This is a genomic window from Nitrosomonas marina, assembly GCF_900111605.1.
Taxonomy (GTDB): Bacteria; Pseudomonadota; Gammaproteobacteria; order Burkholderiales; family Nitrosomonadaceae; genus Nitrosomonas; species Nitrosomonas marina_A.
On record NZ_FOIA01000011.1, the window covers coordinates 75,176 to 101,374 of the forward strand.

The window sequence follows — 26,199 nt, forward strand, 5'->3', positions numbered from 1 at the left end:
GCTGTCAAAAGTATTGATTTTCTGGTTTTAGTGATAGCAATGAGCGGTTCCCCTTAAAAGACAGGTTAAGTCGAGATCAGCCAGATGTTACAGCAGGCACATCAGTATCAGAAACCGATGCTGACAGCAGGATCATTCCTCAAATCTGTTTGTAATCGGGTACCGCCAGGTCGTGCCAAAATCACATTGTGTGATACGAATGCCGGGGGGCGACTGACGGCGTTTGTATTCATTGATCTTGATTAGATGAATAACACGATGAACATCCGGTTCGCTGAAGCCTTTTTCGATAATTTCAACTGACGACAAATTATTTTCAATATATGCTTCCATAACCGCATCCAGCACTTCATATGGGGGCAGACTGTCCTGATCAGTCTGATTATGGCGCAACTCTGCCGTCGGCTCGCGTTCTATAATACGCTGCGGAATGATTTCGGCAATTTGATTACGATACTTACACAGCTGATAAACCATGGTTTTGCTGATATCTTTTAAAACTGAAAAACCACCAGCCATATCGCCATATAAGGTACAGTAACCGACGGCAATTTCGGATTTATTACCGGTGGTCAGAACGATATAGCCGGTTTGATTTGACAATGCCATCAGTAATGTACCGCGTATACGTGCTTGCAGATTTTCAGGGACTGTGCTGACGTAATTATTGTCCGGTGAGACCTGAAAGTCATTTTTCAGTGTCAGTAAAAAATGATCAAACAATGGTTTAATCAAACTCTGGTTATGTTTGACACCCAATGTTTTAGCCATCGTTGCCGCATCCTCGAGGCTGAAACTCGATGTATACTGGGTGGGCAGCATGACAGTCTGTACCCGTTCGGCGCCCAGCGCATCCACTGCAATCGCCAGCGTCAATGCTGAATCTATACCACCAGACAAACCAATGAGCACGCCGGGAAAACTGTTTTTGTCAATATAGTCCCGTACCCCCACGCATAAAGCCTGATATATGCTGGCGACCGTCGACAGTTGAGGTTCGATATTACCATTCACCGGCTCACGGTTTTCGATTTCAACCAGACCTAGTTCCTCATTGAATTCCGAGAACTGGTGCGTCAATATGCCTTGCCTGTTCATCACAAAAGACGCGCCATCAAATACCAGCTCATCCTGACCACCCACTAAATTGGCATGAATTACGGTGATACCCGTTTCGTTAATAAATTGCTGGGTGAGCTGATAGCGGGAAACCTGCTTATCGATATGGTATGCTGATGCACTCAGCACCAGCAAATGATCAACATCCGCATCAAACAATACGTTGCCCTCTTGGGCATGAGCCTGCCAAAAATCTGCGCAGATCAGAATGCCAAACGTCTCTCCGGCCACTTCGAACCGGCAAGGTTCTGAGCCTTTGTCGAAATAGTAATACTCGTTGAAAAACGGGGCCCGGTTCAGAACACGCTTATGATGGAATGCTATAATTTCACCATCCTGTATGACTGATGCCGCATTGTAAAGCTTGCCATTTCTGAAGTCCGGATGACCGACAACCGCTATGATCCCGGAAATCTTTTGAGCCAGATCGGTCAATGCATTGGCGCAGTGCTCATAAAAAGCTTCTCGCAACAACAAATCAACCGGCGGATAACCGGACAATGCCAGTTCCGGCGTTACAATCAAATCGGCACCGGCGTTTTTTGCTTCCTCTACTGCAACGACAATTTTTGCAGCATTACCGGCAATATCACCGACAGCAAGGTTGAGTTGAGCTATGACAATCTTCATGTAAGAACGAACTCATCCGAACCGGCTAAAAAGGCAACGTAACATCCGGCATAATCCGTTGGATGTTGTCACGAAAATCCTGTTGAATGCGTTCAAGCGCTGTTATATTCTCGGCTTCAAAACGCAGTACGATAACAGGTGTTGTATTCGATGCGCGCGCTAGTCCGAATCCATCTTCATATTCAACCCGCAGCCCGTCAATTGTTATAACCTGCCTTGCGCCGCTGAAACGCGCATGTTGCTGAAGCGCCGCAATCATGGCCTGATTTTCTCCTTCCTGGACCCTGATCTGCAACTCCGGCGTATTGACTGAATCGGGGAGGCTGTTTAAAACGCTTTCCATATCGTCAGTGTGACTTAGTAATTCCAGCAGCCGTGCACCGGCATATAAGCCATCATCAAATCCGTACCAGCGCTCCTTGATAAAAAAGTGCCCGCTCATTTCACCTGCCAGCAATGCGTTTGTTTCCCTTAATTTGGCCTTGATAAAGGAGTGACCTGTCTTCCACATTATGGGAACGCCGCCATGCTTTTCGATCCAAGGCGCCAGATTGCGCGTACATTTGACATCAAAAATAATCTGGCCACCCGGATTTCTGGACAACACATCTGCAGCAAACAGCATGAGCTGACGATCCGGATAAATAATATTGCCTTTTTTGGTCACGACGCCCAGGCGGTCGCCATCGCCGTCAAAAGCAATCCCGATTTCGGCATCGGTGGTTGCGAGCGCATGGATTACATCGCGCAGATTGTCAGGCATCGACGGATCAGGATGATGATTGGGAAACGCGCCATCGACATCACAAAACAGTTCAATCACATCGCAGCCCAGTTTCCGGTAAAGAACTGGCGCAAATGCGCCTGTAACGCCATTGCCGCAATCAACAACGATTTTCATCGGACGATCAAGCTTAACATCACCGACTATTCTCTGAATATAGTCATCCCCAACATCGCGTTTGGCGTAATTGCCATTACCATGCGCGAGTTCCTGGTTGTCAATGCGTATACGTAGCGCCTGTATGGAATCTGCCGCCAGTGTTTCGCCTCCCAGAACGATTTTGAAACCGTTGTACTCCGGTGGATTATGACTACCTGTCACCATGACGCCGGAAAAGCTGCAATGTTCAAATGCTGCAAAATAAAGTATCGGCGTTGCCACCATGCCCACATCCAGCACATCAACACCGCTTTTAAGAATACCTTTTATCAGTGCCTCAGCTAGTGAAGGCCCAGACAACCGGCCATCCCGTCCTACTGCAATTGAAGCAACGTGACGGGCACGCGCTTCGGAACCAATTGCATGTCCTATGGCCTCAACATGGTCAGTGGTCAGGTTTTGATCAACAATACCCCGGATATCGTAGGCCTTGAATATCTCATGTGGAACAGATTGCTTTGCCTCGTTCATAATACCCAGCGCCAGTTATTCATCAAAAAAATCATGTCAATGGTGTCCCGCAAGCGGACCGCCCTTAAGCGTATAGTGGGTACCGCAATAAGGACACAAAGCCTCGCCAGTTTTCTCTATCGGCAGAAAAACCCGTGGATGCGTATTCCATAGTTGCATCTCGGGAGTCGGACAATGTAACGGCAACTCATCGACCGTAATTTCAATTTCTCTATTTTTATTATCTGTTTGCTGATTCATAATTAATACATTCCCATTAAGCTTAACCAACTAAAGTAAGCCAATCACTGTGATCGGTGTTTTTACCCTTGACACAATCGAAAAACAGGCTTTGCAGCTGCGTTGTTAGCGGACCGCGTTTGCCGCCGCCGATAGTACGGTTATCCAATTCACAAATAGGCGTGATTTCTGCAGCTGTGCCGGTAAAAAATGCCTCATCGGCGCAATAGACTTCATCGCGTGTAATGCGTTTTTCCGTAACAGGGATACCCAGTTCCAGTGCCAGTTCGATGACAGAGGCACGGGTAATTCCCTCGAGACAGGACGTCAAATCAGGTGTATAAAGCGTGCCGTGCTTAACGATAAAAATATTTTCACCAGACCCTTCCGCAACGTAGCCTTCCGAATCAAGCAGCAATGCTTCATTATAACCGCATAATGCGACTTCCTGATGAGCGAGTATAGAGTTGGCGTAGGTTGTCACCGATTTGGCGCGACACATGTTGATGTTGACATGATGACGGGTAAATGAAGACGTTTTCACGCGTATTCCTGTTTCCAGACTGTCGGCGCCCAGGTAAGTGCCCCATGACCATGCTGCAATGGCGACATGGACTGATAGTGTTCTCGCAGAAAGTCCCATTGCCTCGGAACCGTAAAAAACGATCGGACGAATATAACCTGATGTCAGATTATTCTGTTTGACAACATCACATTGCGCCTGCATGACTGTCGCCTTGTCGTACGGCATTTTCATCATAAAAATATGCGCTGAGTTAAAAAGCCGATCGGTATGTTCTCTTAACCGAAATATAGCCGCCCCCTGCGCCGTCTCATAAGCGCGCAATCCCTCAAATACACCCATTCCATAGTGAAGCGTATGTGTCAGCACATGCGTATTGGCTTCCCGCCAGGGAACCATTTCGCCGTCGTACCAGATAACGCCGTCACGATCAGCCATTGACATCCAGAAACTCCCGAAAAAAGACCTGTTGAAAATCGTATTCTAACTGATTTTTCCTGCCGCGTTGAAAGCTCTCTGCCAAACACAGCATACAAAAAAAAGCGATCAACGATTTTACAACAACATGTGGAAACGCCCAGCAACTATATCTTTCGACTGTCGTACGCCCAGTTCAACAGCGCCTGCCTCTGTTTACGGCGACATTTCAGGTCACCTTTCAGACAATTTTTCCTGATTTGCGCAGTATGCCGCTTCATTGCCTTCCACCGTTTGATTTGACGGATATCGTCTGAACATCTGCGCCCCATAAAATAGCGACAATACCATTGAAACCAGCCCCTCGGATCATCCGTATGAATCCAGCCTTTCTCACGCCAGACTGCCAGCGATTGAGACGCATTGACACCATAAAAATTCATTTCCGGTACATGTCGCTCATGGCACAGCCGAGCATTGGCAAACCAGTCTGCAGGGAATTCATCAACACAATCTGTCATATATTTGCCGCCGAACACTCCCATTTGCAGCATTTGCCCGGGAGTCAGTTCAGGTTTGAATTCAGGATGGAAATGCTCTCCGGCCGGTTCGGTCAGATAGTACGAAAACTGTTGCTGCATCAGATCATTAACGACTACTTTGCGTTTTTTCATGCCGTTTCAACTAAATTTCACATATCGCCTGTAATTGATGCGTTGATACGGAGAGCCGGAAAATCAGTGAACCGTCGGCCCCGCATCGCGAAAAATGGCATCGATCGCCAGCGCATCAAAACGGTACTCACGATTACAGATATCGTCATGAACAATAACCTCGCCGCGTTCACGCAAAATAGAATTCACCTCTTCGCGCCCCAGCGATTGTAACATTTCACAGATTTTTGCAGTATTTTCCTGACAACCATAGCTGATCGACTGCGCTTCGAAGATGCGGACGGATTCTTCAAAAAACAGACGTCTGAGTATCTCCTCAGAAGTGTGTGCAAACAGGGTACCATCATAGGCGGTTGCCGCCAGCGTTTCTATACGCGTCCAGCCGTCGGGATCTCGTTCGTCGGTCAATGGCATTTTCTGCAACAGAATACCCAGAACGGAAGCATTAGACGTCGCCAGAAACAAACGCGATGACAACTGCTCGGACTGTCTGAAATAGTGTTCGAAAATCTCGCCAATGGTATCGCCATCCAGCGGAACGATACTCTGATAGGCTTCTCGCATTGAATCCTTGTCCAGTGTCAACACCAGTCGGCCGTGTCCCAGCAACTCCGGAACAGGCTGTACAGAAATTTTCGGGGTATATTTTGCCATACCTCTCAAATACAGGTTTTTGTCACAATCAATCACTAGCATGGAAACAGGACCGTTACCCTGTAGCTGAACGGTCAATCGCCCAGGCTGTTTGAGTTGGTCGCTCAACAACAGCGTAACAGCACTCATTTCACCAAGTAATTGCATCACAGGCTCTGGATATTTCCGGTCTTGCACCATTTGCCGCCAGACACTGTCAAGATGCACGACAGCACCGCGAATATCCAGATCTTCCAGTAAAAAACGTTGTACATAGTTATTCATTTAATACTCAACCCCTTCTTTTTTGTATTGCAATCCATGCTTGCCCCAAAGCAACAGCGCTGTCATCGGGTGGTATATTCCGAGCTGTATAAATGGATAATACGTCGCCCGATGAACTGTTTTTAAGTTTATTCATCAGCCCCTGCAGCAAGACCCTATTATGAAAGCAGCCACCGCCCATGGCAAGCCGGGTTATGCGATAGCGCCGAACGGCCTGCAAAACCCATTCAGCCAACCCGGTAGATAATGTCGCATGAAATTTCGACGCTGCTCTGGCAATATCCCGTTTGATCGATTGATTACTCGCCAGGTATGAAAGCAATGGAAAAAAATCAAGCGTATTGTCTTCTGTGACCAGATAACCGTTTTCCAGCGCGTCTTCCGGACCGTATTGTTCGGCCAGTTGTTGCAAGGCGACCGCTGCCTGGGCTTCATGCGCTTGAACCATGTTCACACCCAACAAACCCGCCGCCGCGTCGAATAGCCGGCCCATACTGCTTGTCCGAGGACAGTTAATATTTCTCTGCAGCATGGCGGCAACTGAAGGAGCAGCCAACTGAGCAGGAAAACGCTTTTCAATTTCATCACTGCGACCTGCCCTTGCCAGCACGGCGGCTGCCATGCGCCAGGGCTCCTGCGCTGCCCGATCTCCGCCGGGCAGTGGCAGTTTTGCCAGATGACCGATACGTTGAAAACCACTATCGTCTACATACAATAATTCGCCACCCCAAGGCGACAGATCCGAACCCAGTCCAACACCATCCAGAGCCAGACCAACCACCGGCTCTGTAACCCCATGCTCGGCGCAGACAGCCGCGACATGTGCATGATGATGCTGTACAGCGATAACGGGTTTACATCGACTCGCCGCAAAGTTGCGTGCAAACATGGTACTGTAAAATTCAGGATGCAGATCATGTGCAATTATTTCAGGCACAATGTCCAGCTGCAGGCACATTTCTGCAACAACGGCATCCATTTTTTTTCTCGCTTCAACACTACTCAAATCACCGATAACAGCGGAAAGATAGGCCTGGTTTCCTTGGGACAGACAGACAGTATTTTTCAACCACGCCCCGCAAGCCAGAACAGACGGGCCGCTGACCGGCAGATTGACAACCCGAACAGCTGACAGGTCAATTTCAGTCACTGGCATGCTGTGTTGAAACAATCGCTCTTTTCGCCTTTACTGCACAGTGATGACTACGTTTGATCCAATCGAACCATGCCGGCATACCAGTCCCCAGGGTGGCTGATACCTGAATGATTTGCAGCGACGGATTGACCCGATGCGCATATTCGATTACGCGACAAACATCAAATGACAGATAAGGCAGCAAATCGCATTTATTCAACAGCATTAAATCCGCTGCACGAAACATATCCGGATATTTGAGCGGTTTATCCTCGCCTTCAGTCACCGACAGAATTACCACCTTATGCGCTTCACCCAGATCAAATCCAGCCGGACAGACCAGGTTGCCGACATTTTCGATAAAAAGTGCACTGTTTTCCTGCAAATCGAGTCGCTGAATGGCATGCCCCACCATGTGTGCGTCAAGATGGCATCCCTTGCCGGTATTGATTTGCAGCGCCTGTACACCGGTTGCGCGAACCCGCATTGCATCCTGATCGGTCTGCTGATCGCCTTCTATAACCGCAATCGACAAGTCACTCTGCAAAGCCCTGATAGTCTCGACCAGCAGCGTGGTTTTACCGGAACCGGGGCTCGACACAAGATTCAACATCAAAATACCATGTTCCGCCAGAAGTTGACGGTTGGTTTGCGCATACCTGTCATTTTTAGCCAGAACAGCCCGTTCGATTCTGACCCGGCGCGATTCGCCCACATCAGATACGCCGTGTTCATGCACATGCGCACGCCTGCTCCCTGAATAGTCGTGATCGTGTTGGTGCAAGATTGTCCCATCCACATGAACCTGATCCGATCCGCAACCACATGTTGTACACATTGCCCGCTCCTACTCTACTTCCATTTCTGAAATCCGTATTTCATTGCCACGAATTACATCTGTCGCATAACAGCCGCAATTCGGACAGGCATCATACAGGGTACTGATAGCCGCTTCGCAACCACATTGCACGCAGCGACAGCGACCGGGTATATCGATGATTTCCAGCACCGCCTGTTGCGCGACGGTACCGTCAACAACAGTGGAAAAACAAAACCGCAATGCGTCTTTCTCAACGCATGACAGCTGTCCAATTTCAACCCATACCGTTTTTACCCGAATAAATCCCTGTTCGGCTGCAGACTCTTCGATTATCTGCAACATATTTTCGGCCAGCGACAGTTCATGCATTTCTCATCCCTAATCCCATTCTACTCATATTACCGAACAGCGTAATACTGGCTGTGTTCATTGTGGCATACTATGGCACTACATTGACAACAATAACAGTGTTGCACGATCAATCAAACAGCACCCTCGAATGTTTGTATCGCCGATCTATAAACCGTATCGCCAATTCAAGATTTTTTGCAGCCTTTTCACTCAACCTGTCTCCCAAGGCAAAATTATAACCGCGAATCCGCAATAAGAAAGCAGCCGGCGCATCGCGTTGATAAACCAGCTGGTAAACATACAGCAGTGCGGCCGGCGTTAATGCATGGCTGGTATAACTGTCATCCTTTTGTGCACAAATGGTTGAAAACACGAATGGCTCAGTACAGCTGACATCCGCATCAACAAAGATAACCTCATCTTGTCCCTGCAGATCGGTCACATGCTCGACCAGCAATTGCATATCACTACGGCAGCTGACATTTTCGCATTCGGACAGGACGGTTTTTTCCACACACAATAACCCAAGCACATCGTCACCCCGACCTGGATTGCCATAGCCAAAAATAAGCAGACGCTTCACAGTTTGAGAAGATAAAATCCGTTTGTTAGTATATTGCTTTGTTTTCTCATATTCTTGGAAACGATGCAACAACTGCTGATTACGCTTGGAATCATATTGTTAATTATCGGTGTGGCTTGGCCAGTATTGTCCAAACTGCCTTTCGGCCGTTTGCCGGGCGATATTTATATCGAGAAAGAAAACTTTACGTTTTATTTCCCCCTGACAACCGGCCTGCTGATTTCAATCATCCTGTCCGTATTGTTATGGTTCTTGACGCGTAAATGATACCGGACAAGCACATTTTATTTGCCGCTCCGGTTTAGCTGTGTAGAGCGGCCATTAAATAATGCTGAGGCATCTAATACCAGGTCAAAATCGACAACGAGTATTCAAGCTATTGGATATTGCAGTCAATAGTGCGTAAACTGTTCAAGTCAACAGTTATTTTGGAGGCATGGCTGCATCGGTCAATTGAACTGCCGCACACTTAGATAACGGCTTTCATGAATGATTCGCACTGCAAGCAGACATATGACTACCCTGGTACTTTATCAATATGATATTGCTAGAGTACTAGTAAACTGCATAATTTGAAAGGAGAAAACACAATGTCGACAGTTACTTTTGAAGTCAAAACCTATGAGATCAAAATTGCACGCGAACTCACCGCTATGTCAGGCGGAGTAACATCCAAATTTCCCGCATATATTTTATGCAGGGGCGATAACTATCACGTCGTAATTTATATTCTGAACGACAGCAGTCCGGTACCTTCCAACACATTCATTCCGGAACGTAAGCGCGGCACGATCTTTGCTCCAAAATGGCAATATGAGTGGTTTGTCGATCTGTTACGTAATGAGAAACCGGTTTATTGCTATCTGAACAGCCAGTCGCCGGACTGGAATGCGCTTTACACGGGCCAGGAACCCGTTGGTGAACACGAAATGTAAATTATAGTTTCGGTCGCGAATCTGTTCATGATAGATGACCTTGATTATAAGGCATGATGACCGAGTCCGACACCGCCGTTTAAACCCGGTGCTAAAGCGGTAGCAGCAGCTTCTACTCACAAACAATCATTTTACAAACTTACATACAACCAGTTCATGTCGGCGGGCTTAGGACTCTTGTGTATTTCTTTCTATTGCTGTCATGTCATACAAGAGCTTAGCAGCAATCAACTGAATACGTTTTTCATAATGCATTTTATTGCATGTTGTGCGCTGTCTTTAAAAGCGAGACAATGGGAAAATTGTCATTTTCCTGCGCAATAGATAACGCACTCTGGCCAAGCACATTCCGTGCATGAATATTGGCCCCTTTCCCAAGTAAAATTTCAACGATAGCCGGCTGATTTTTCTGTACGGCAAACATAAGTGCGTTCGAGCCGTTCTGGTCGCTGACGTTTATATCGAGCGACTGTTCAAGTAGATTAAAGACAATATCGTATTGCTCAAATACGATTGCGTTCATCAGTGCGGTTCGACCGATTCGATTCTGTTTATTGACATCGGCTCGTCGCTTCAGCATCAGCTTCACGGTATCCAGATGCCCGTAAGAAGCCGCTATCATCAATGCAGTATCACCCAGTGAAGTATCTTGCGCATCGACAGGCATGTTCGCATCCAGAAATAATCCAACCAGGTCTGTTTTACCATGCTCGGCCTGCAGAAAAAAATTCGTCAGATCGAAATCAATACCTTTTTCATTTAGCTGATAGCGCGCATTCGCTCTTTTTCTCGCTGCAAGTTCCTGTTGATCGAGCGCACGATCCATAGCAACTTTCATAGCCTGTGCCTGCTTGCGAACATCGGCCAACAGGGCATCAACGGCATGATGACCTGGATTAATCTGCTTTGCTTTAATCAGATTAGACTGCGCAGTTTTCCAGTGTGATTGCGAAATAGCCTGTTTTGCCCGGCGGATAAAATGATGTTGAATACGTTCAATTCCTTGAATCGCTTCACTGTTGTCCGGCTGAATTTCAAGAATCTGTTGATACGTTGCAATCGCGTTATTGTCTTTCGGCAATGTCAAATGACTGTTCTGTTCCAGCGTAACAGCCTGAGCAAGCAGCATCTGCACAGTTTCATCAGGATGTTCGGCCTGCAACTCAGTGGATTGATGCTGATATTTTTTTCCGCTGTCGTCGTTAGTATCAACAACATTGAATGTCACGCTCGCAGCTGCATGATTGGTCGTGGCTTTATGCTGATTTAGCCCATGAAAACCATCCTGGGGCAGTTCATTAACAGGAACCCAGATTTCAGATTGCGCGTTCACGGCGACCTCATTCGACTGCTCGCTGGGTTGCAGCACAAAGAATTGTTGAAAAACAATCACTGTCGTTATGGCTACAACTGCGGAAACAGCACCCGGATATATAAATAAAAGCCAGTTGCGGCTGCGTCCTGTGAAGCTCTCATGATGCTGTACGGGTACAGGACCATATGAAGGGTCCGGTTGCGGTTGCGCATCCAGATCCGGATTGACGGACTCTTGAATATTGCCCTGCAAGGAGGAGCATGCATCGTTTTCTTCGAGCAAGCTGAGTTCTGCAGCTTCAGCAATTTCCTGATCTGTAACCGTCGAATACTGCTTTCTGTCAGCCTGAAACAACGCCATACCGCAAATCGTATTGATATGCCACGGAATTCCGTTTGCAAGCGCGGCAACCGAACGAACTGCGCTCTCGGTAAAAATCGGCTTACCCGTATACTGTACAACGTAAAAACGATGATCAATATAGTTCTTGACTTCAACGTCGCTGAAGGCATTCAGATAATGAATACCTTGAAATATGTTTTTATCCAGTGTTTGTAGTGCTGCGTTCAGCGATTTCTCCAGGCCGCCGCGACCAGCCAGAATGAGTAAAGCCGAATTTTTGCCGGCATTCCGCCTGGCAATGGTGTCCAGTAGCTTTACCAGCGTATCTATATCTATTTCATCGGTAGCGTCCATCTCATACACGGTTTTGCTGCAGTCACCCGCAGGGTTCTCACCGTCATCCCGAACCGCTGCGATCACACCGGAAAAATCATGTTGAGAAGGCTGGCTCAATTCCTGCATACCGACGTAGGCAGACAAATCTTTATAACAGATATCCGGTTCATGTTGTATGACTGTCTTGACTGCGCGCGCAATCAAAGTCGACTTGCCTACACCTGCCGGCCCCAACAAGCAGACAATACCAGTCGACTGAGCTATTGATTTGGTCAATCGATTGAAAACCAATTGGTGACTGTCCGGCAGATAAATGTTGTCTTGCCGGATCAACTGACTGAAAGGGTTCTTATACAACTTAAAAAACTGGCTATACATGTCATCGGTCTTCTTTTAATGCTATTCTTAAGTTACCAAGGGGAATATTATATCGTCAGGCCGATAAAACGGCCTTAAGCAGATTATCTAACACAATATCCGTAAGCCTGGCAATCAGTTAGTACGGTTCCGTTTTCGAACCAGACTTACATAAGACAGGCATTTATTTGCTTTCCACGACAACGATTTCTACTCTTCGGTTCTGCGCTCGTCCTTCAGGGTTGTCCCGTCCGTCTGGTGTTGTATTGGGAGCAATCGGATATTTCTGGCCATAGCCGCGCCGAGTGATTCTCAAATCATTGACACCGTAGGCAACCAGGGCATCTGCTACGGCATCAGCACGATTCATCGATAATCTCTCGTTATAATGACTATTACCGATTGAGTCCGTATGTCCTTCGATTAGAATGTGTCTGCTTGACGCCCTGGGATTTATTAGTATACTGCCAATATCAGACAGCTTTTCCTGCGCGGCGACTGTTAATTGACTGCTGTCGAATTCAAAATACACCTCGGGTAAAAACACGACTATGCCCTTTTCATGCTGTGCCGTTTTAAGACCCATGTCGCCGAGCAGTTCAAGCAATTGCCTGTTACTGTACTGACTGGCGCAACCTGCGGCCAGCAATGCCAATAAAAAGATGAAAAGCAGCGTTTCTTTATTCATTGCGGTTCCATCTACCAATCAAAATTACCGACCCAGAAATTACCCATGCACAATAGAGTATCTGTAACAGTCAGCCGAGCAAAAGTCCCGAACAACAGTTTTTGAAGCGGCTTGCTTTCAAGCTGTTTAAGCGCAGTGCCGCGATACCTGGCTAACCCGTTCCTGTCAATCCGGCCTGTCATCCAGAATTTTTGAAATCGTAAACGCTCCACGCAACTCGCCCAGCCTGTAACCAGTGGCTTCATCGCGGGGATATTTCTCTGCCAGAGCGGCTTGCACCGGTTCTGCAATCTGTTCCCCATGGCAAGCCAGGCAAACACCGTCAATCGGTATCGCCTTCATAAACCGGTAGCGTATTTCATCCTCACGTGACTCAATCATGCTGCGCTGAAGACTGACGGCCGCCGCGCCCGACGCCAACTGCTGTTCAAACGCGAGTAGCGTGGCACGTTCCCATTCATCAGGCCGGTTTGCCGGATTGCGCAATTTCAGACTGATACGCCCCACTGACCACCCATCTTTTGACAGTTCCTCGGCGATACGGGGTGCGCTGACATTACACACCGATATTGCGCTGGCCGGCCCGCCCGCCTCGATCGCTGCTTTCAGTCGCGCCTTGAGTTGCATACCTAATTGCGCCGCAAGCTGCTTTGATTTTTCTTCAAGCTGTTCTGTATCGACTTGCTCTGCAGCCAGATGAACCGATAATGACAGTAACAGAATTGCTAACGTTATGTTGCGCATGGTTCCTCCTCGCATTTAAAAAACATAACCAAGGCGTGCGCCCAGAGTATCCATTCCTTCGTTCTCGCTCGCTGTGTAGGCATTGGAGACATGGTCAAAATAGACAGAAAAAGTAGTTCTTGATGTCAAAAAATATCCAATTTCTAATGGAATGTGAAAAAGTACGCGCGATCCCAGCGCTTTCCTGCCGACATGCGTCGAATGAAGCTTTCCATCATGAACAGCCGCGCCAACACCGGTGACGACAAAAATACCCGAACTGAGGTTATATTGCCACAGAATATCGAAGTAGCCCTTTGAAGTATCACCATTCGTGTTGATTGAACCGCCCAGCGCAGGCCGCAGCTTGCCGCCCAGAACATCAAGAGAAGGCGCTAGTACCACTTCAATATTGAGATCGACACCGTTTTCGCGGTGAAATCCGCTCCAAAGATCGCCCACATCATGCGCCAGCACGCCAAACTTTAACTGATGAATCAGACCGGCAGCCGACTGCCGATCATTTTCCGCTGCATGAGGCGTCTGCATCACCAATATACTCAAAATTAAAACAATCAGTATCTGCCACACAGACGAAATAGCCATAGCCACGCTCTCTCTGATTTTCAACAGCCTGTTAAATACGAGCCTACCATATATGAAACAACTGCTTCATTCAACAGCTCGGCAACCCGAACAGTTTGCACATTCACAGGTACGCCTATTCGATTGCGCGAATCAATAGTTTGATCGGCATTCGGCAACACATGTAAATTGAAGAAACGCAAGCCTTACAATTAGCCTGTGCCTGCCCTAAAACGAAGATATTGCTTGCAATTCGCAACGATCCGTCAGAAGAAAATACCTCATCCGGTTATCTTACCGTACATCCCCATTATCACTACAATTTTATATCCATGTTGACAGGTCAACATATATTTGTTCCATCATTTATGTAATAATTTCTTTGCGTTGGAAATTTAAATAAAATCTCAAAACAAAAAACTTCCTGTAATTTCTCTCGCAGATTCGAAACCAGGGTTAAATTATTTCATTAATTTCAGGGTGATGCATATGACTCCTTTTATAGGCGAATTGGTTGGAACCTTTATATTGGTTTTATTGGGCAATGGCGTCGTTGCCAATGTCGTTCTCAACAAATCCAAAGGCATGAATGCCGGCTGGCTAACCATTGCGGCCGGCTGGGGTATTGCACTTTTTGTCGCAGTCTACGCGGTTGCGGCTTCCAGCGGCGCGCATTTGAATCCTGCCGTCAGCATTGGTCTGGCAGCGGCCGGAAAATTTGCCTGGGCGGATGTGCCGGGCTATGCCATTGCGCAAATGCTAGGTGCAATGCTCGGCGCGTTGATCGTATGGATTACGTATCGACAGCATTTTGATCAGACAACCGATCCGGATGCGCAACTGGCCGCCTTTTGTACCGGGCCTGCGATCAGAAATCCGGTTCACAATATTGTAACTGAAGCTGTAGGTACCTTTGTGCTGGTTTTCGGCATCATGATGATTGTATCGCCGCAAACCAGCCTGGGTGCACTGGACGCACTGCCTGTGGCACTGCTGCTGTTCGGTATTGGCCTATCGTTGGGCGGCCCCACGGGATTCGCCGTCAATCCCGCTCGCGACCTGGGCCCGCGCATCATGCATGCAATCCTTCCAATACCGAATAAACGGGACAGCGACTGGGGTTACGCGTATGTCCCAGTTGTTGGGGGTATCCTCGGGGGGCTTTTAGCCGCCGTTGTGTACAGCATTTTATAACAAAAAAAATCCCAAACCGGCACGGGATACGCGAACCCCATGCCGGTTTGCCAACCGACGCATTATCAAAACCATGTGAAACCGATTCAGAGCGCCAAGGCGAGACACGAAATATTGCCGCCACTGGAGTTGAAAACAACCTGCTGCTGTCTTCAGGCAATATCAGTCTCAAGCAATCTGTCAAAGTATCCGTTAACAAATAAGGCATTTCTAATTACGCCTTATACTACAAATGTATTCAATTTAATCATACACGCGTCTCAGCACCTCCATGCTTCACCAGCCGGTGAACCAGCTTCCCTTCCGCATCCAACAGTTCCACCTGTAGCGGCATTTTGCCGAGGGCATGCGTTGCGCATGACAGGCAGGGGTCGTAGGCGCGTACGGCGACTTCCAGGTGATTGAGCAGCGCTTCAGTGATTTCATGCCCATCGAGGTATTGATTGGCGACGCTGCGAATGGATTCATTCATGGCCTGGTTGTTGCTGGTGGTGGAAACGATTAGATTTGCTTTGGTGATGATGCCTTCGTCGTTGACGGTATAGTCATGGAACAGCGTGCCTCTGGGGGCTTCGATAACACCGATGCCCTGCTGACGCCTGTCACCCTTTTCGGCAGTCAGATCTGTGCCGGTAATTTCATTATCGTGCAGCAGGTGCTGGATCGACTCGGCGCAATGCAGTACTTCGATCATGCGCGCCCAGTGGTATGCAAGCGTATTATGTACCGGCCCTTCCCCACCAAACGCCTTGAAGCGCCTGCGTGCAGCTTCGGCAAGTGGGGTGGTGATGGCGTCGCAGTTGTTAACGCGCGCAAGCGGACCGACCCGGTACCAGCCTCGATCGTTGCCAAGTTGCTGCAGATACGGAAATTTCATGTAACTCCACGCGCGCACTTCCTCGCGCAGTATCTGCCGGTAGTCGCAGTAGTCCTGATGGTCGAAAATCGGCGTGCCACCGGAATCGCATGCACGCAACCCGCCGTGATAAAATTCCAGTGCTCCCGTATCGTCAACAAGACTCAGATAATTCGAATGAAACATGGCAAAATCCGCATGCTCCGGGTGCTCCGTATGAATTTGCTCGTTCAACCGCAGTGCATTCTTGCTCCACTGCAAAACATTCTCAATATCCGCCAGTAACGCGTCGCGCCAGGTTTGCGACAGCGGTCTGTTCATGCCACCCGGCAGGGTGCCGGTACCGTGCACGCGCTTGCCAGTAATTGCCTCGATAATCTGCTGGCCGTACTTACGCATCTTGATGCCCTGCATGGCAATATCGGGGTATTTTTCAAGCACACCCGCTATATTGCGGCGCATTGGATCGCTGCCGAAACCGAACAGAAAATCCGGCGACGACAGATGAAAAAAATGTAGCGCATGCGATTGCAGAATCTGACCGAAATGCAACAATCGACGCAGCTTTGTTGCTGTTGGTGTCAGCTGATTGATGCCTGCGAGCTGGTCGACCGCTTTGGCCGCTGCAAGCTGGTGACTAACCGGGCAGATACCGCATAAGCGCTGTACGAAAAATGGCACTTCCCAGTAAGGCCGTCCCTGGATAAATTTCTCAAAACCGCGGAATTCGACGATATGCAGACGCGCTTCTTGTATGTGGTTATCACTGTCGAGCATCAGCGTAATTTTGCCATGCCCCTCAATGCGCGTGATCGGATCAATCGCGATGCGCCGCGTGCCGGTAGCTGTAGATTTTGATGATTTACTGTCCGTCATAAGGCTGTCTCAGTCGTAATGCAGCTGGTCTGCTGCCAGTTGTGGTTTCTGGCCATCTAGCTGCGGCACCAGCAATTGCAAAAACGCATCAGCGGATGGCGGACAACCAGGCAGGAAATAATCAATCTTAACCACTTCCTGTACGGGATAAACTTTGTCCAGCAAAAGTGGCAGTTCCGTATCACTCGGAATCTGCGGATTAGTTACGCCCGTTCCATTGAGATACACTTCTTCAAGGCATTCGCGCAAATCAAAATAATTGCGCATTGCCGGCACGCCACCGGTAATTGCACAGGCTCCCACAGCGATCAGAATCGTACAGTTGGCACGGAATTCACGCAACACCCGCACATTGTCCGCATTGCATACACCGCCCTCGATCAAACCGATATCGCTCGGACTGCATTGTTTAATATCTGTCAGCGGAGACCGGTTGAATTCAATCCGGTCATTCAACAGCATCAGTTTTTCGTCAATATCCAGAAATGACATATGGCAACCAAAACACCCGGCCAGCGATGTCGTGGCGATTTTGAGTTTACGTTCAGCCACGATCATCCTCCTTGCGGGGCACATGTTCCGTCATTGCCGTGTCGCTGATTGATTGCCTATCGTAAATACGTTCAGCGACCGGCGAATCAAAACTCCGCTCCCTGATCAGAATGGCGCCGACCGGACAGATCTTGGCCGCCAGATCTTTCGCTTCAATATTGCTGTCACCCAATTTTCCTGATGCGGTATTGACAATCAGGCGGGCATGAATGCCGCGTCCGGCGATAGCGAATACATTTTTTTTATCGACATCACGGCTGGCGCGAACACATAAATCGCATAAAATGCAACGATCCCGGTCCAACAAAACAGTCGAATGCGATGCGTCGATTTCCCGGCGTGGATTGAATTGATGAAAATGTTCTTCGAGCATGCCAAGATAATAACCCATTGCCTGTAACCGGCAGTTGCCCGATTTTTCGCAGGACGGACAAATATGATTTCCCTCGACGAATAACATTTGCGTGATCGACAACCGTGCAGCATTCAGTTCCGGCGTGTTGCTGCTGACCTGCTGGCCGGATTGCGCCTGAGTGACGCACGCCGCGACTGACTTGCCATTCGCCTCAACCATGCACAACCGGCAATTACCTGCGGGCGTCAGCCCCGGATAGTGACACAGGTGCGGGATATATATTTTAACAGCCAACGCCGCATCCATGATTGTCTGCCCGGCATCAAACGGAACCGTTTCACCATCTATCGTAATGCTATTTGCATCAATCGCCTTATTGGCTTCATTTGTCATAGGCTTAATCCAGGTGGGCATCCGCATCGTCGCGATGCGTGATCTGTCGAGCGGTCTCCAGCGCCGCTTCCAGATCAATCTGCGGTGAAAACGCCTGCTGCATGATACGTTTCTCAAATAAACCGGGAAACTGTCTCAGACTGTCAAGCATATGATTGGCTGCGGTATGTCCCAGACCGCAGTGCGAATAGCGCATTATCAAGCTGCTTAGCCGTTTGATTTCTTCGATATCCGCCGCTACCGCACGTCCGTCGACGATTTTTTGCAAACTGCCTTCCATCAGGCGAGTACCTACTCGACAGGGGGTACAGAAACCGCAGCTTTCATGCGCAAAAAAACGTGCGAAATTCTGATTCACCGTCAGCAGATCGCGATTCTCTCCGAATACAAGGAACGAACCGCCGGTCGACACACCCTCAAAACTGATCCGCCGTCGAAAATCCCTGTGCGCCACAAGTGTTCCGGCAGGCCCACCGATCTGTACCGCCTGCACGTTGTCTGCACCGCAATCATCAAGAATCTCTTGAATACTGACGCCAAAAGCGTATTCATAAATGCCCGGATTTCGACAATCGCCGCTGACACTCAAAATTTTACTGCCCGTAGATTGCTCCGTTCCAGCCATTCTGAAATTGTCACTGCCATGAGTGACAATATACGCGGCTGCAATAAAAGTTTCTACATTGTTCACGGCAGTCGGCTGCCCAAGATAGCCATGCGTAACCGGAAATGGCGGGCGTATTCGCGGCACGCCCGGTTTGCCTTCAAGCGATTCGATCAGCGCAGACTCCTCTCCGCAGATATACGCTCCTGCGCCGACGACAATTTCAATATCAAAATCAAAACCGGCATGCCCCAATATCGAACAACCCAGCAGATTATTGCTGTAGTGCAACTCCAGCGCTTCCTGCAAATGAGCCAGCAAATACCGGTACTCGCCACGCAGATAGAGGTATCCTTTTCTGGCGCCGATCACTAACGCGCAAATTGTCATGCCCTCAAAAAGTGCACCAGCATGACATTGCAACAAAACGCGATCCTTGAACGTACCGGGCTCACCCTCATCTGCATTGCAGACAACGTAATGGGCATCGCCTGTCGCTTCCCGGCATAACCGCCATTTTTTACCGGCACTAAAACCTGCACCACCGCGTCCGCGCAAGCCGGAATGTTCAATCATATCAAGCGTGCGTCCAGGGCCGGCGGACAGCGCTTTCGTTAAACTGTTACCCGACGAACCGGTATTGTTCAGCAGCATGCCACTCTGTCGAATAGAGCGCGTTATTTGAAACCAGTCCTGCGGCCACTGACACAACGTCAATTGTTGTTCAACTAGACCAGCTATCCGCGTCACTTTCGTTTCATCGAGTCCCACCAGCGGTATACCATTGATGAGCATGGATGCACCGTGATCACACATCCCGATGCAGGATGTTTCACTGATACTGACAAGACCGTCTGCGCGCGTTACTCCAGGGTCAACGTTCAGACTCCGACAAAGCATTTTCAGCAGATCGGTTTTACCGGCCTGATATCCGCAGCTTGTACAGTTACTGAGCAGCATATGATACCGCCCCACGGGTTTACGATAAAAAAAGGAATAAAAATCCACGACTGATGCGACCTGACTGACGGGCAAATTGAATTCACCGGCAACCCGAACTATTGTTTCTGCCGAAATATGACGATCTTGTTGCTGCAGTGTATACAGTCTGTGCAACAGATGCTGTTTATCGAATATAAGACTGTGCGGCCAGCTCTGATTCTTCATAACTACCAGCATAACGGTATTCTGGCCTGTAATGCAACTTACGATCTAGTACTCTATCAACATGATATTGCCAGGTTGCTATCAGGCCAGCAAAGCGGCTACGATACCGGTAATAAAAATACCATCAAAGGTACCAGCCCCGCCAATTGAAGCGTGGGGCGCCCCTAGTTGCGGAATTTTCTTCAAATGCATTAAGTCAGCGCCGATCAACACCCCCAGTGTACCACTGATGTAGGCTAGCGGAGCGCTTTGATCCGGACTTAAATACAATCCAACCAATGCCGCACTGACAGGTGCAATCAATACTGGCATACCGATACCCAATCCCGGAATGGGACGGCTGAAGTAATGGCTGACCGCAGCGATGATGCCGATTCCAAACAGGGTAATCAACAGTGTCAGGCCACTATTGACAAAAAGATAAATCGAAAGCGCAACCGGAATGAGACACCCTCCCAGGTTGATCGAAACCAGCGTTTCATTATAATAGGGATAAACAGGAATTTTTATAATGCTCCAGTACTTCTCCCGCACTATATGCGATGGATCGGCTTCACTTTTAATGCGCAATACCGGCAGGTTGACCACGCTTCCAAACAATGACAGCAACAGAACTGTCAAACCCATCTCAGGCGGCAGATTCAGTTTTTCGAAAGCAAATGCAAGCAACTCCAGCTGAATCAGTATCAGCAGGACTCCAAGCAGGAACAAAAAAAAGATTAAATGGGGTGGTGAAAACTGGTTTTTCATTAAATCGTCGTTATTTTCATACTTGAACGCGCATATGGTTTGTCTGCATTGATAGGTAAACCCATAAGCCATGTGTCATGCAAATTCCAGAGACGTATTTCCTGTCGGTCTTTACAAAAAACGCCATACCGAAAATGTCGCTCCCTGGCCAATCGTATTGCCATCAGGGTTCAATATGTTCCAGACAACCGCCTGATCAACCAGAAACCGCTTTCCAGTGCTTGAAATCCTGACCCCGCGATAATCGGCAATATAACCTTGCGTTCTGGCCTGCTGCAACACCCTGGCGCGTTCCTCCCGGTTTACGGGCTCTGCGGTCATACGTGAAGGAGTCCTGGTAAACTGCCGCCAGTCCATTTCCCACAAATTTAACGCCGCCTGGTTACCGTAATTGAGCACCGGGTCCTCCCTCGTCTGGTGCGATACAACAACAAACGAGCAGTTAAACAAATAAGACGCCTGCTCATATGTAGTGCCTTTTCGCGGTATTAGTTCCTGTCTGGTCCAATATGCGTAACTGTCCAAAAGATATTGGCACCATCGAAGCATTTGCGGGCTTTTCCAGTCGGTTTGTGTTGACATCATTCGCTCTATAAAAAACCAGAGAAAAAGTTTAACGTATTTTTTTAAATGATTCAGTCCAATTCCTTTACAATAAGGTTACATTTAATTCAGGGTTATTTATGGATCCGAATGCAATCGTCACACGCGCCAAATCCATCTTCTCGCTGCCCGAGGTCGTATATAAAATCAACGAATTGATAACCTCAGGAAATACCACCAATCAGGAACTTGAACAGACTATACTCAACGATCCGGCATTAACTGTCAGGCTTCTAAAACTGGCAAACAGCGCCTATTTTGGATTTCCAAAAAAAATTGAAACCGTCTCCTATGCCATTACTTTAATCGGACATAGAGAACTACGCAATCTTGCACTTGCTTCTACTGTGGCAACTGTATTCAAAGGTATTTCGGCAGACCTGATCAATATGGAATCATTCTGGCATCACAGCCTCAGCACCGGTATAATTGCGCGGTTGATGGCTTATGACATCAATTGCCGTGAACGGATATTTATTGCCGGGCTGCTGCACGGAATCGGTAAATTAATCCTGCTCAATCAGTTCCCTGAAAAATCCAGCCAGATACTCAGTATCGGTGAAACAAATGAGGGTGCTATCGCAAACGCTGAACGGCAGGTCTTCGGCTTCACCTCAACGGAAATATGCGTCGCATTTCTGAAAGAGTGGAATTTACCGGCAAGCATCTGGAAGACGGTCGCCTATCAACACGACCCGACCAGTGTCGAACACATTAATTCCGATCCATACATCCTGCATTTGGCGATACTGATTGCGCGCTATAAACAAAAGCACCGAAATCGTGATATTGCCGCAAACGACATACAATCCTTATGCAAAACGGAAATTTATGAACGCCTGGGGCTGGACAATGAAATGATAGAATTAATCAATACTGTAGCCGAGCTTCAAATTAATGAAATGCTCAATTGCATTAGACCCGGGGCCACTGTTGATAACGCCTGATTGATTATTGAAAATGACTGGGCTGAGTTACGTATCTGGAAACGATCAGATCAAGTTGTTGAACTGATGAGCGGTGGCAGGATAATGTGTCTGGAAAGGTAGCGTATAGTATGTAGAAACAACTAGTAGTGACATCTACACGAAGAAGTGAATAGAAACTGTGGAGATTATAAAACTTTTTTCACCTTTCTAAAAAAAAGAACCAAGCACACAGACATTTGTTTACCGATGGAAACAGATGCCTGTGTGCTTTTCCAAACCAATCAATTTACATGTTGTAAATGATCAGTCCAATTACGATAAATGCAGCGGTCGTAATACCGATCAGTTTCAGTGTTTGTGAATCTGTTGCTCTGTTTTCATCATTGCTCATAACTTAATCTCCTTATTGAATTGTTGACAATTTTGTCTTAATTTCACCAACTAAAAAAGCCGATAAAAACCGACTTAACCACTAAACAACCACACAAAAAAAGCGGGGTTGTGTCAAAAAATACGACAGATTACTCTGCTCCCCCAGTATTTTCTAGCGGTTTTGACAACCGTGTAGCGGCTCCCTATTTCTAATGTAACCTACTGGGTTTATTATTATTTTTAATATAACAACCTTCCTTATTTTTCACTATCAGGCCATTACATTCTAGATTCTAACCTACATTTTTCGACAATGAAAGTTAAGATTGCATTAAACCTTAAAATTTTTGCGGTTTTTTTGTTTGTATGGCGCATTGCCTGATAAATAATTTTAATTGCTGTTATATGGCCTCTCCAGAAAGTCCGGTTAAACTAATACAAAGCACACGGTTTGAACAAAAACTTACTCAGTCATGTCCTAATCGAGTATCTACGGAATCAACTTGTTCTGCTATGCTTACACCCGCCAGACTCTGGCAACCAGCCAAAACGTCAGGATTGACAACTTTGTCTGTAATTAAATTTTGACCACAAACTATATTTACGGTCGCATTGGAGTAAAAAATGGATAGTTTATTGGCTGCAATTGAGCAATGGATTCCAGTTGATGTTCTTATCCACTTGACGATTATCTCCCTGATCAGCTTTATCGCTTCACTGGTACTCATACCAATCATCTTGATTCGTCTGCCTTACGATTATTTCGACATCAGCGTGCCGCGCTACTGGATGAAGAATCACCACCCAATTTTACGTATTTTCGGATTAATCGCGAAAAATTTACTGGGCGGTGCTTTTCTGATAGCCGGATTCATTATGCTGTTTTTGCCTGGCCAAGGCATATTGACAATGCTGATTGGCCTGTCATTTGTCGATTTTCCCAAAAAACGCTTGCTGGAAGCCCGAATTATTGAACAGCCAGTGATTCTGAGAACGATTAATGCCATGCGCCAAAGATACAAAAAACCGCCTTTAATCCTATGACACAAAAAGTGCCCGATCACGCGCCTCTATCATCATCGGGCTGTACGAGATAAATGAGAATGGCAGTTAAAATCATCACCAGACGAAATGCAGCTTGCTGACTATTGGCAACCTGCGATTGCCACATCAAGAACCATTCCCCCCCGATTGCGATAATACCGGTAAACCAGAGTAAAATTCCCACTGTCAACCCTGAAATCGCAAATCTTTTCGACCGGTTAAACAATTCCGGATTGCGCCTCGCCTTGAATAAATAAAAACCGCCATAACAGCACAGCGCGGCTATTATCGCTTCAATCAATATGATCAAACCATAAACCAGATGGTGCGCCCATGGCGCTTCAATGGCGCGCCACATTCCCGTATTGCCGGGAAATGTCGTGTCCATTTTGAGTACATGTGCAACGAACGTGTAATTCGATTCATAATCTGTTACGTTATTGAAAACCACCAGCAGTGCAAAAAAGGCCACGGCCCATACCAGTACAACTTTTGACAGCCTCGTATACATATGCGACCGCTCTTACTGATGTTTTAAAACATACTGAATCAAGATCAGTATAAGCCCATGATAGTTATTTCCGGTCCGGGCGGGTTACCAACGCCACGTAACCGGAAATACCATGAAATACTGTCAGTCCGTCAAATCGGTATCAGCAACTTGCTGTATCCCTGTCAGCAACCACGCAGCACCGGATTCTCTGAGATTTTTCTCAACATGCCAGACTTCATCGAAATCCTCCGGTTCGCCATCAGGTAATTCCCGCATTTGTCCGGTAAAACGCACGCTCGCAATCGCTGAGTCATCATTTGCCTCAACATCAAGCAGCTTCGCATCGATAAACATGACTTCAGATTTTTGCGCGACGTCGCCCCGCTCCTGGATTTGCATACTGATCTCCGCAAACATTTCGGGCGTCGTATATTCCCGTATATCATTAAGATCTCCCGTATCATTTGCTGCTTGCAAACGAATGAAAGACATTTTGGCATTACGCAAAAATGGTTCGACCTGAAAACCTGGAGGAATATTCGGTCGATTTGCTTGGGTCCGATCACTGTCAACCGATGCAGAACTTCGCGCAGCACCCCATGGTGGCGTTACTGTACTATCCTGCGAGGATGTATTCGTACCCGAATACTGCATTCGTTGTGTCGATTCAGCAGCGCGCGGCCTGCGCAACATGCGTATGATAAAAAACACCACACCGGCAATCAGAATCAACATGATGATATCGGCCATATTGATCCCTTCGAAGGCACCGCCCATAAATAATGCCGCCAACAAACCGCCAGCCGCAAGACCTGCTAGCGCACCTCCCCACTTACTGCCGCCACCAACTGGCGTCGCTGGTGATTGCGCCGGCGTTGGTGACTGTTGCTGATTTGGCGTGGACTGCTGGTTTAATGACTGACGCTGCTTGCCAAAGCTTTTGCCGCCACCCATACGCCTCGCTTCCGCATCAACCGCTATCAGGCTTACAGTAAAAAAGGTTAATATCATGAAGCTAAAAATTTTTTTCATAACTGATCTCCCAGTTTATTGCAAAAGTGATGAGTATAGCATCGGCTATGATTCTGTAGACATATCTGACCATCATTCTGTATTAAAACCCGGTGTTCAGGAATTGGTTTATCTAAGCAAATGCAATCGGGGAACAGCATCATAATCGATCCAGACTATTGCATTTTGCCGGAACCGCAAACCAAGCGCACAAACCGTTTCAAAACTTGTGCCTAAAACGCAGAATCCTGTTTCATCTGGCCAGGTTCCAGCTGGATCAAGACTGGTACTTTCAATCAAACATACCGCACAGCGTCCAAGCGCTCTTTGAAGTATCAAATGCGCCTTCCGATTATTTTGAGCACTTTGTATTCTGCCTAGTGGATTAAACGCTGTAATGATTGCAGCATTTGATACCTGCTTTGCTCTCATCAGCTTGTTTATTGGTGCTGAATACCGATCAATATGCATAATAAAAGCATCGGTACCCGCACCAACCCTGTAATCGGCAAGACGATATTGCGCGACAAGAATATCCGGTAGTTTCGATGTCAACTCAACTCGATTCCAACAGTCGTCATCTGTAAAACGAATTCTTACATCCCAATCAACGTATTATTTCAAAACTACTGAACTTAATAAATATCCATTTCAGGAACAAGTCCGACAAAATAAAAAAAACCATTTTTTCCTTGAAACTTTTTTTAAAAATAGCCATCATATGAATATGGTTTCTCAAAAATGAGAAGCTTGATGTTTGCAATAACTACACACAAAATAAAGGAGAGACTGTTATGGCAACAACTATGAGAACGAGTGGCGCTGCGAGTGCTGACTACGACATGTCATTGTGGTACGACTCCAAGTACTACAAGATAGGTCTGGGGCTGATGCTTGCGGTAGCGATATTCTGGAT

At 47.4% G+C, this 26,199-nt stretch carries 28 protein-coding genes; 5 read left to right on the top strand and 23 right to left on the bottom strand.

What is annotated here, in order from left to right; genetic code table 11:
• Nucleotides 1-132 precede the first annotated feature (132 nt).
• From BMY62_RS06655 to BMY62_RS06700, 10 genes are all read right to left on the bottom strand, one after another.
• Nucleotides 133-1,749, bottom strand: a complete 1,617-nt coding sequence (locus tag BMY62_RS06655) for an NAD+ synthase (protein ID WP_090657931.1) — start codon at nt 1,747-1,749, stop codon at nt 133-135.
• A gap of 25 nt (nt 1,750-1,774) precedes the next feature.
• Nucleotides 1,775-3,163 carry a phosphomannomutase/phosphoglucomutase gene (locus BMY62_RS06660; RefSeq protein WP_090657933.1) on the bottom strand — a complete coding sequence of 463 codons (1,389 nt, stop codon included), beginning with the start codon at nt 3,161-3,163 and terminating at the stop codon, nt 1,775-1,777.
• 36 nt (nt 3,164-3,199) lie between these two features.
• Nucleotides 3,200-3,403: a zinc-finger domain-containing protein gene (locus tag BMY62_RS06665; RefSeq protein WP_090657935.1), complete on the bottom strand. Its 204-nt coding sequence runs from the start codon at nt 3,401-3,403 to the stop codon at nt 3,200-3,202.
• Nucleotides 3,404-3,425: 22 nt separating this feature from the next.
• Nucleotides 3,426-4,349, bottom strand: a complete 924-nt coding sequence (locus tag BMY62_RS06670) for a branched-chain amino acid transaminase (RefSeq protein ID WP_090657937.1) — start codon at nt 4,347-4,349, stop codon at nt 3,426-3,428.
• 140 nt (nt 4,350-4,489) lie between these two features.
• On the bottom strand, nt 4,490-4,996 hold the full coding sequence (locus BMY62_RS06675) for a hypothetical protein (protein WP_090657939.1): 507 nt from the start codon (nt 4,994-4,996) through the stop codon (nt 4,490-4,492).
• 63 nt (nt 4,997-5,059) lie between these two features.
• Nucleotides 5,060-5,914 (bottom strand): Hsp33 family molecular chaperone HslO, encoded by an 855-nt coding sequence (hslO, locus tag BMY62_RS06680; protein ID WP_090657941.1) that lies wholly within the window; start codon nt 5,912-5,914, stop codon nt 5,060-5,062.
• A gap of 7 nt (nt 5,915-5,921) precedes the next feature.
• A complete protein-coding gene (locus BMY62_RS06685) occupies nt 5,922-7,070 on the bottom strand; it encodes a Kae1-like domain-containing protein (protein WP_090657943.1) in 1,149 nt (382 codons plus the stop codon).
• Nucleotides 7,057-7,887, bottom strand: a complete 831-nt coding sequence (hypB, locus tag BMY62_RS06690) for a hydrogenase nickel incorporation protein HypB (RefSeq protein WP_090657945.1) — start codon at nt 7,885-7,887, stop codon at nt 7,057-7,059. Before hypB ends, BMY62_RS06685 begins: the two co-directional genes overlap by 14 nt.
• Nucleotides 7,888-7,896: 9 nt before the next feature.
• Complete coding sequence (hypA, locus tag BMY62_RS06695) at nt 7,897-8,238, bottom strand: hydrogenase maturation nickel metallochaperone HypA (RefSeq protein WP_090657947.1); 342 nt, start codon at nt 8,236-8,238, stop codon at nt 7,897-7,899.
• A gap of 109 nt (nt 8,239-8,347) precedes the next feature.
• Nucleotides 8,348-8,803 (bottom strand): hydrogenase maturation protease, encoded by a 456-nt coding sequence (locus BMY62_RS06700; protein ID WP_090657987.1) that lies wholly within the window; start codon nt 8,801-8,803, stop codon nt 8,348-8,350.
• Nucleotides 8,804-8,866: 63 nt separating this feature from the next.
• Here BMY62_RS06700 and BMY62_RS06705 point away from each other — a divergent pair, with 63 nt between their 5' ends.
• The gene (locus tag BMY62_RS06705) at nt 8,867-9,070 is read left to right on the top strand and encodes a DUF2905 domain-containing protein (RefSeq protein ID WP_090657949.1); all 204 of its coding nucleotides are present in this window, start codon (nt 8,867-8,869) and stop codon (nt 9,068-9,070) included.
• Nucleotides 9,071-9,393: 323 nt separating this feature from the next.
• Nucleotides 9,394-9,738 carry a hypothetical protein gene (locus BMY62_RS06710; RefSeq protein WP_090657951.1) on the top strand — a complete coding sequence of 115 codons (345 nt, stop codon included), beginning with the start codon at nt 9,394-9,396 and terminating at the stop codon, nt 9,736-9,738.
• A gap of 256 nt (nt 9,739-9,994) precedes the next feature.
• On the opposite strand, the gene BMY62_RS06715 is transcribed toward BMY62_RS06710, so the two are convergent.
• The 4 genes from BMY62_RS06715 to BMY62_RS06730 all read right to left on the bottom strand — a co-directional run bounded on the left by BMY62_RS06715 (nt 9,995) and on the right by BMY62_RS06730 (nt 14,105).
• Nucleotides 9,995-12,109: an ankyrin repeat domain-containing protein gene (locus tag BMY62_RS06715; protein ID WP_090657953.1), complete on the bottom strand. Its 2,115-nt coding sequence runs from the start codon at nt 12,107-12,109 to the stop codon at nt 9,995-9,997.
• 163 nt (nt 12,110-12,272) lie between these two features.
• Nucleotides 12,273-12,776, bottom strand: coding sequence for an OmpA family protein (locus BMY62_RS06720; protein ID WP_090657955.1), 504 nt, complete (start codon nt 12,774-12,776; stop codon nt 12,273-12,275).
• A 165-nt stretch (nt 12,777-12,941) separates the two neighbouring features.
• On the bottom strand, nt 12,942-13,520 hold the full coding sequence (locus BMY62_RS06725) for a Tll0287-like domain-containing protein (protein WP_177170320.1): 579 nt from the start codon (nt 13,518-13,520) through the stop codon (nt 12,942-12,944).
• 15 nt (nt 13,521-13,535) lie between these two features.
• Nucleotides 13,536-14,105 carry an acyloxyacyl hydrolase gene (locus BMY62_RS06730; protein ID WP_256207463.1) on the bottom strand — a complete coding sequence of 190 codons (570 nt, stop codon included), beginning with the start codon at nt 14,103-14,105 and terminating at the stop codon, nt 13,536-13,538.
• Nucleotides 14,106-14,573: 468 nt separating this feature from the next.
• Between BMY62_RS06730 and BMY62_RS06735 the strand changes: the two genes are divergently transcribed.
• Nucleotides 14,574-15,278 (top strand): MIP/aquaporin family protein, encoded by a 705-nt coding sequence (locus BMY62_RS06735; protein ID WP_090657959.1) that lies wholly within the window; start codon nt 14,574-14,576, stop codon nt 15,276-15,278.
• Between the two features lie 247 nt (nt 15,279-15,525).
• On the opposite strand, the gene BMY62_RS06740 is transcribed toward BMY62_RS06735, so the two are convergent.
• The 6 genes from BMY62_RS06740 to BMY62_RS06765 form a co-directional block, all read right to left on the bottom strand.
• Entirely contained in the window at nt 15,526-17,010 is a 1,485-nt protein-coding gene (locus BMY62_RS06740; RefSeq protein ID WP_090657961.1) for a Ni/Fe hydrogenase subunit alpha, read from the bottom strand.
• Between the two features lie 9 nt (nt 17,011-17,019).
• The gene (locus tag BMY62_RS06745) at nt 17,020-17,568 is read right to left on the bottom strand and encodes an NADH-quinone oxidoreductase subunit B family protein (RefSeq protein WP_090657963.1); all 549 of its coding nucleotides are present in this window, start codon (nt 17,566-17,568) and stop codon (nt 17,020-17,022) included.
• Nucleotides 17,555-18,310 carry a 2Fe-2S iron-sulfur cluster-binding protein gene (locus tag BMY62_RS06750; RefSeq protein ID WP_090657990.1) on the bottom strand — a complete coding sequence of 252 codons (756 nt, stop codon included), beginning with the start codon at nt 18,308-18,310 and terminating at the stop codon, nt 17,555-17,557. Before BMY62_RS06750 ends, BMY62_RS06745 begins: the two co-directional genes overlap by 14 nt.
• 4 nt (nt 18,311-18,314) lie before the next feature.
• The gene (locus BMY62_RS06755; protein WP_090657992.1) at nt 18,315-20,081 is read right to left on the bottom strand and encodes an NAD(P)H-dependent oxidoreductase subunit E; all 1,767 of its coding nucleotides are present in this window, start codon (nt 20,079-20,081) and stop codon (nt 18,315-18,317) included.
• A gap of 81 nt (nt 20,082-20,162) precedes the next feature.
• Nucleotides 20,163-20,903 carry a DUF1614 domain-containing protein gene (locus BMY62_RS06760; RefSeq protein WP_256207464.1) on the bottom strand — a complete coding sequence of 247 codons (741 nt, stop codon included), beginning with the start codon at nt 20,901-20,903 and terminating at the stop codon, nt 20,163-20,165.
• A gap of 39 nt (nt 20,904-20,942) precedes the next feature.
• Nucleotides 20,943-21,413: an MEKHLA domain-containing protein gene (locus BMY62_RS06765; RefSeq protein WP_090657965.1), complete on the bottom strand. Its 471-nt coding sequence runs from the start codon at nt 21,411-21,413 to the stop codon at nt 20,943-20,945.
• 101 nt (nt 21,414-21,514) lie between these two features.
• Between BMY62_RS06765 and BMY62_RS06770 the strand changes: the two genes are divergently transcribed.
• Together BMY62_RS06770 and BMY62_RS06775 are read left to right on the top strand one after the other, a co-directional pair.
• Nucleotides 21,515-22,381 (top strand): HDOD domain-containing protein, encoded by an 867-nt coding sequence (locus tag BMY62_RS06770; RefSeq protein ID WP_090657967.1) that lies wholly within the window; start codon nt 21,515-21,517, stop codon nt 22,379-22,381.
• A gap of 978 nt (nt 22,382-23,359) precedes the next feature.
• The gene (locus BMY62_RS06775; protein ID WP_090657969.1) at nt 23,360-23,779 is read left to right on the top strand and encodes a PGPGW domain-containing protein; all 420 of its coding nucleotides are present in this window, start codon (nt 23,360-23,362) and stop codon (nt 23,777-23,779) included.
• Nucleotides 23,780-23,795: 16 nt separating this feature from the next.
• Here the strand turns inward: BMY62_RS06775 and BMY62_RS06780 are convergent, their stop codons facing one another.
• From BMY62_RS06780 to BMY62_RS06790, 3 genes are all read right to left on the bottom strand, one after another.
• Nucleotides 23,796-24,290 carry a DUF2165 family protein gene (locus BMY62_RS06780; RefSeq protein WP_090657972.1) on the bottom strand — a complete coding sequence of 165 codons (495 nt, stop codon included), beginning with the start codon at nt 24,288-24,290 and terminating at the stop codon, nt 23,796-23,798.
• Nucleotides 24,291-24,413: 123 nt separating this feature from the next.
• Nucleotides 24,414-25,304, bottom strand: coding sequence for a Tim44 domain-containing protein (locus tag BMY62_RS06785; protein ID WP_090657974.1), 891 nt, complete (start codon nt 25,302-25,304; stop codon nt 24,414-24,416).
• A 108-nt stretch (nt 25,305-25,412) separates the two neighbouring features.
• Nucleotides 25,413-25,838 carry a DUF3293 domain-containing protein gene (locus BMY62_RS06790; RefSeq protein WP_090657975.1) on the bottom strand — a complete coding sequence of 142 codons (426 nt, stop codon included), beginning with the start codon at nt 25,836-25,838 and terminating at the stop codon, nt 25,413-25,415.
• Nucleotides 25,839-26,199 lie beyond the last annotated feature (361 nt).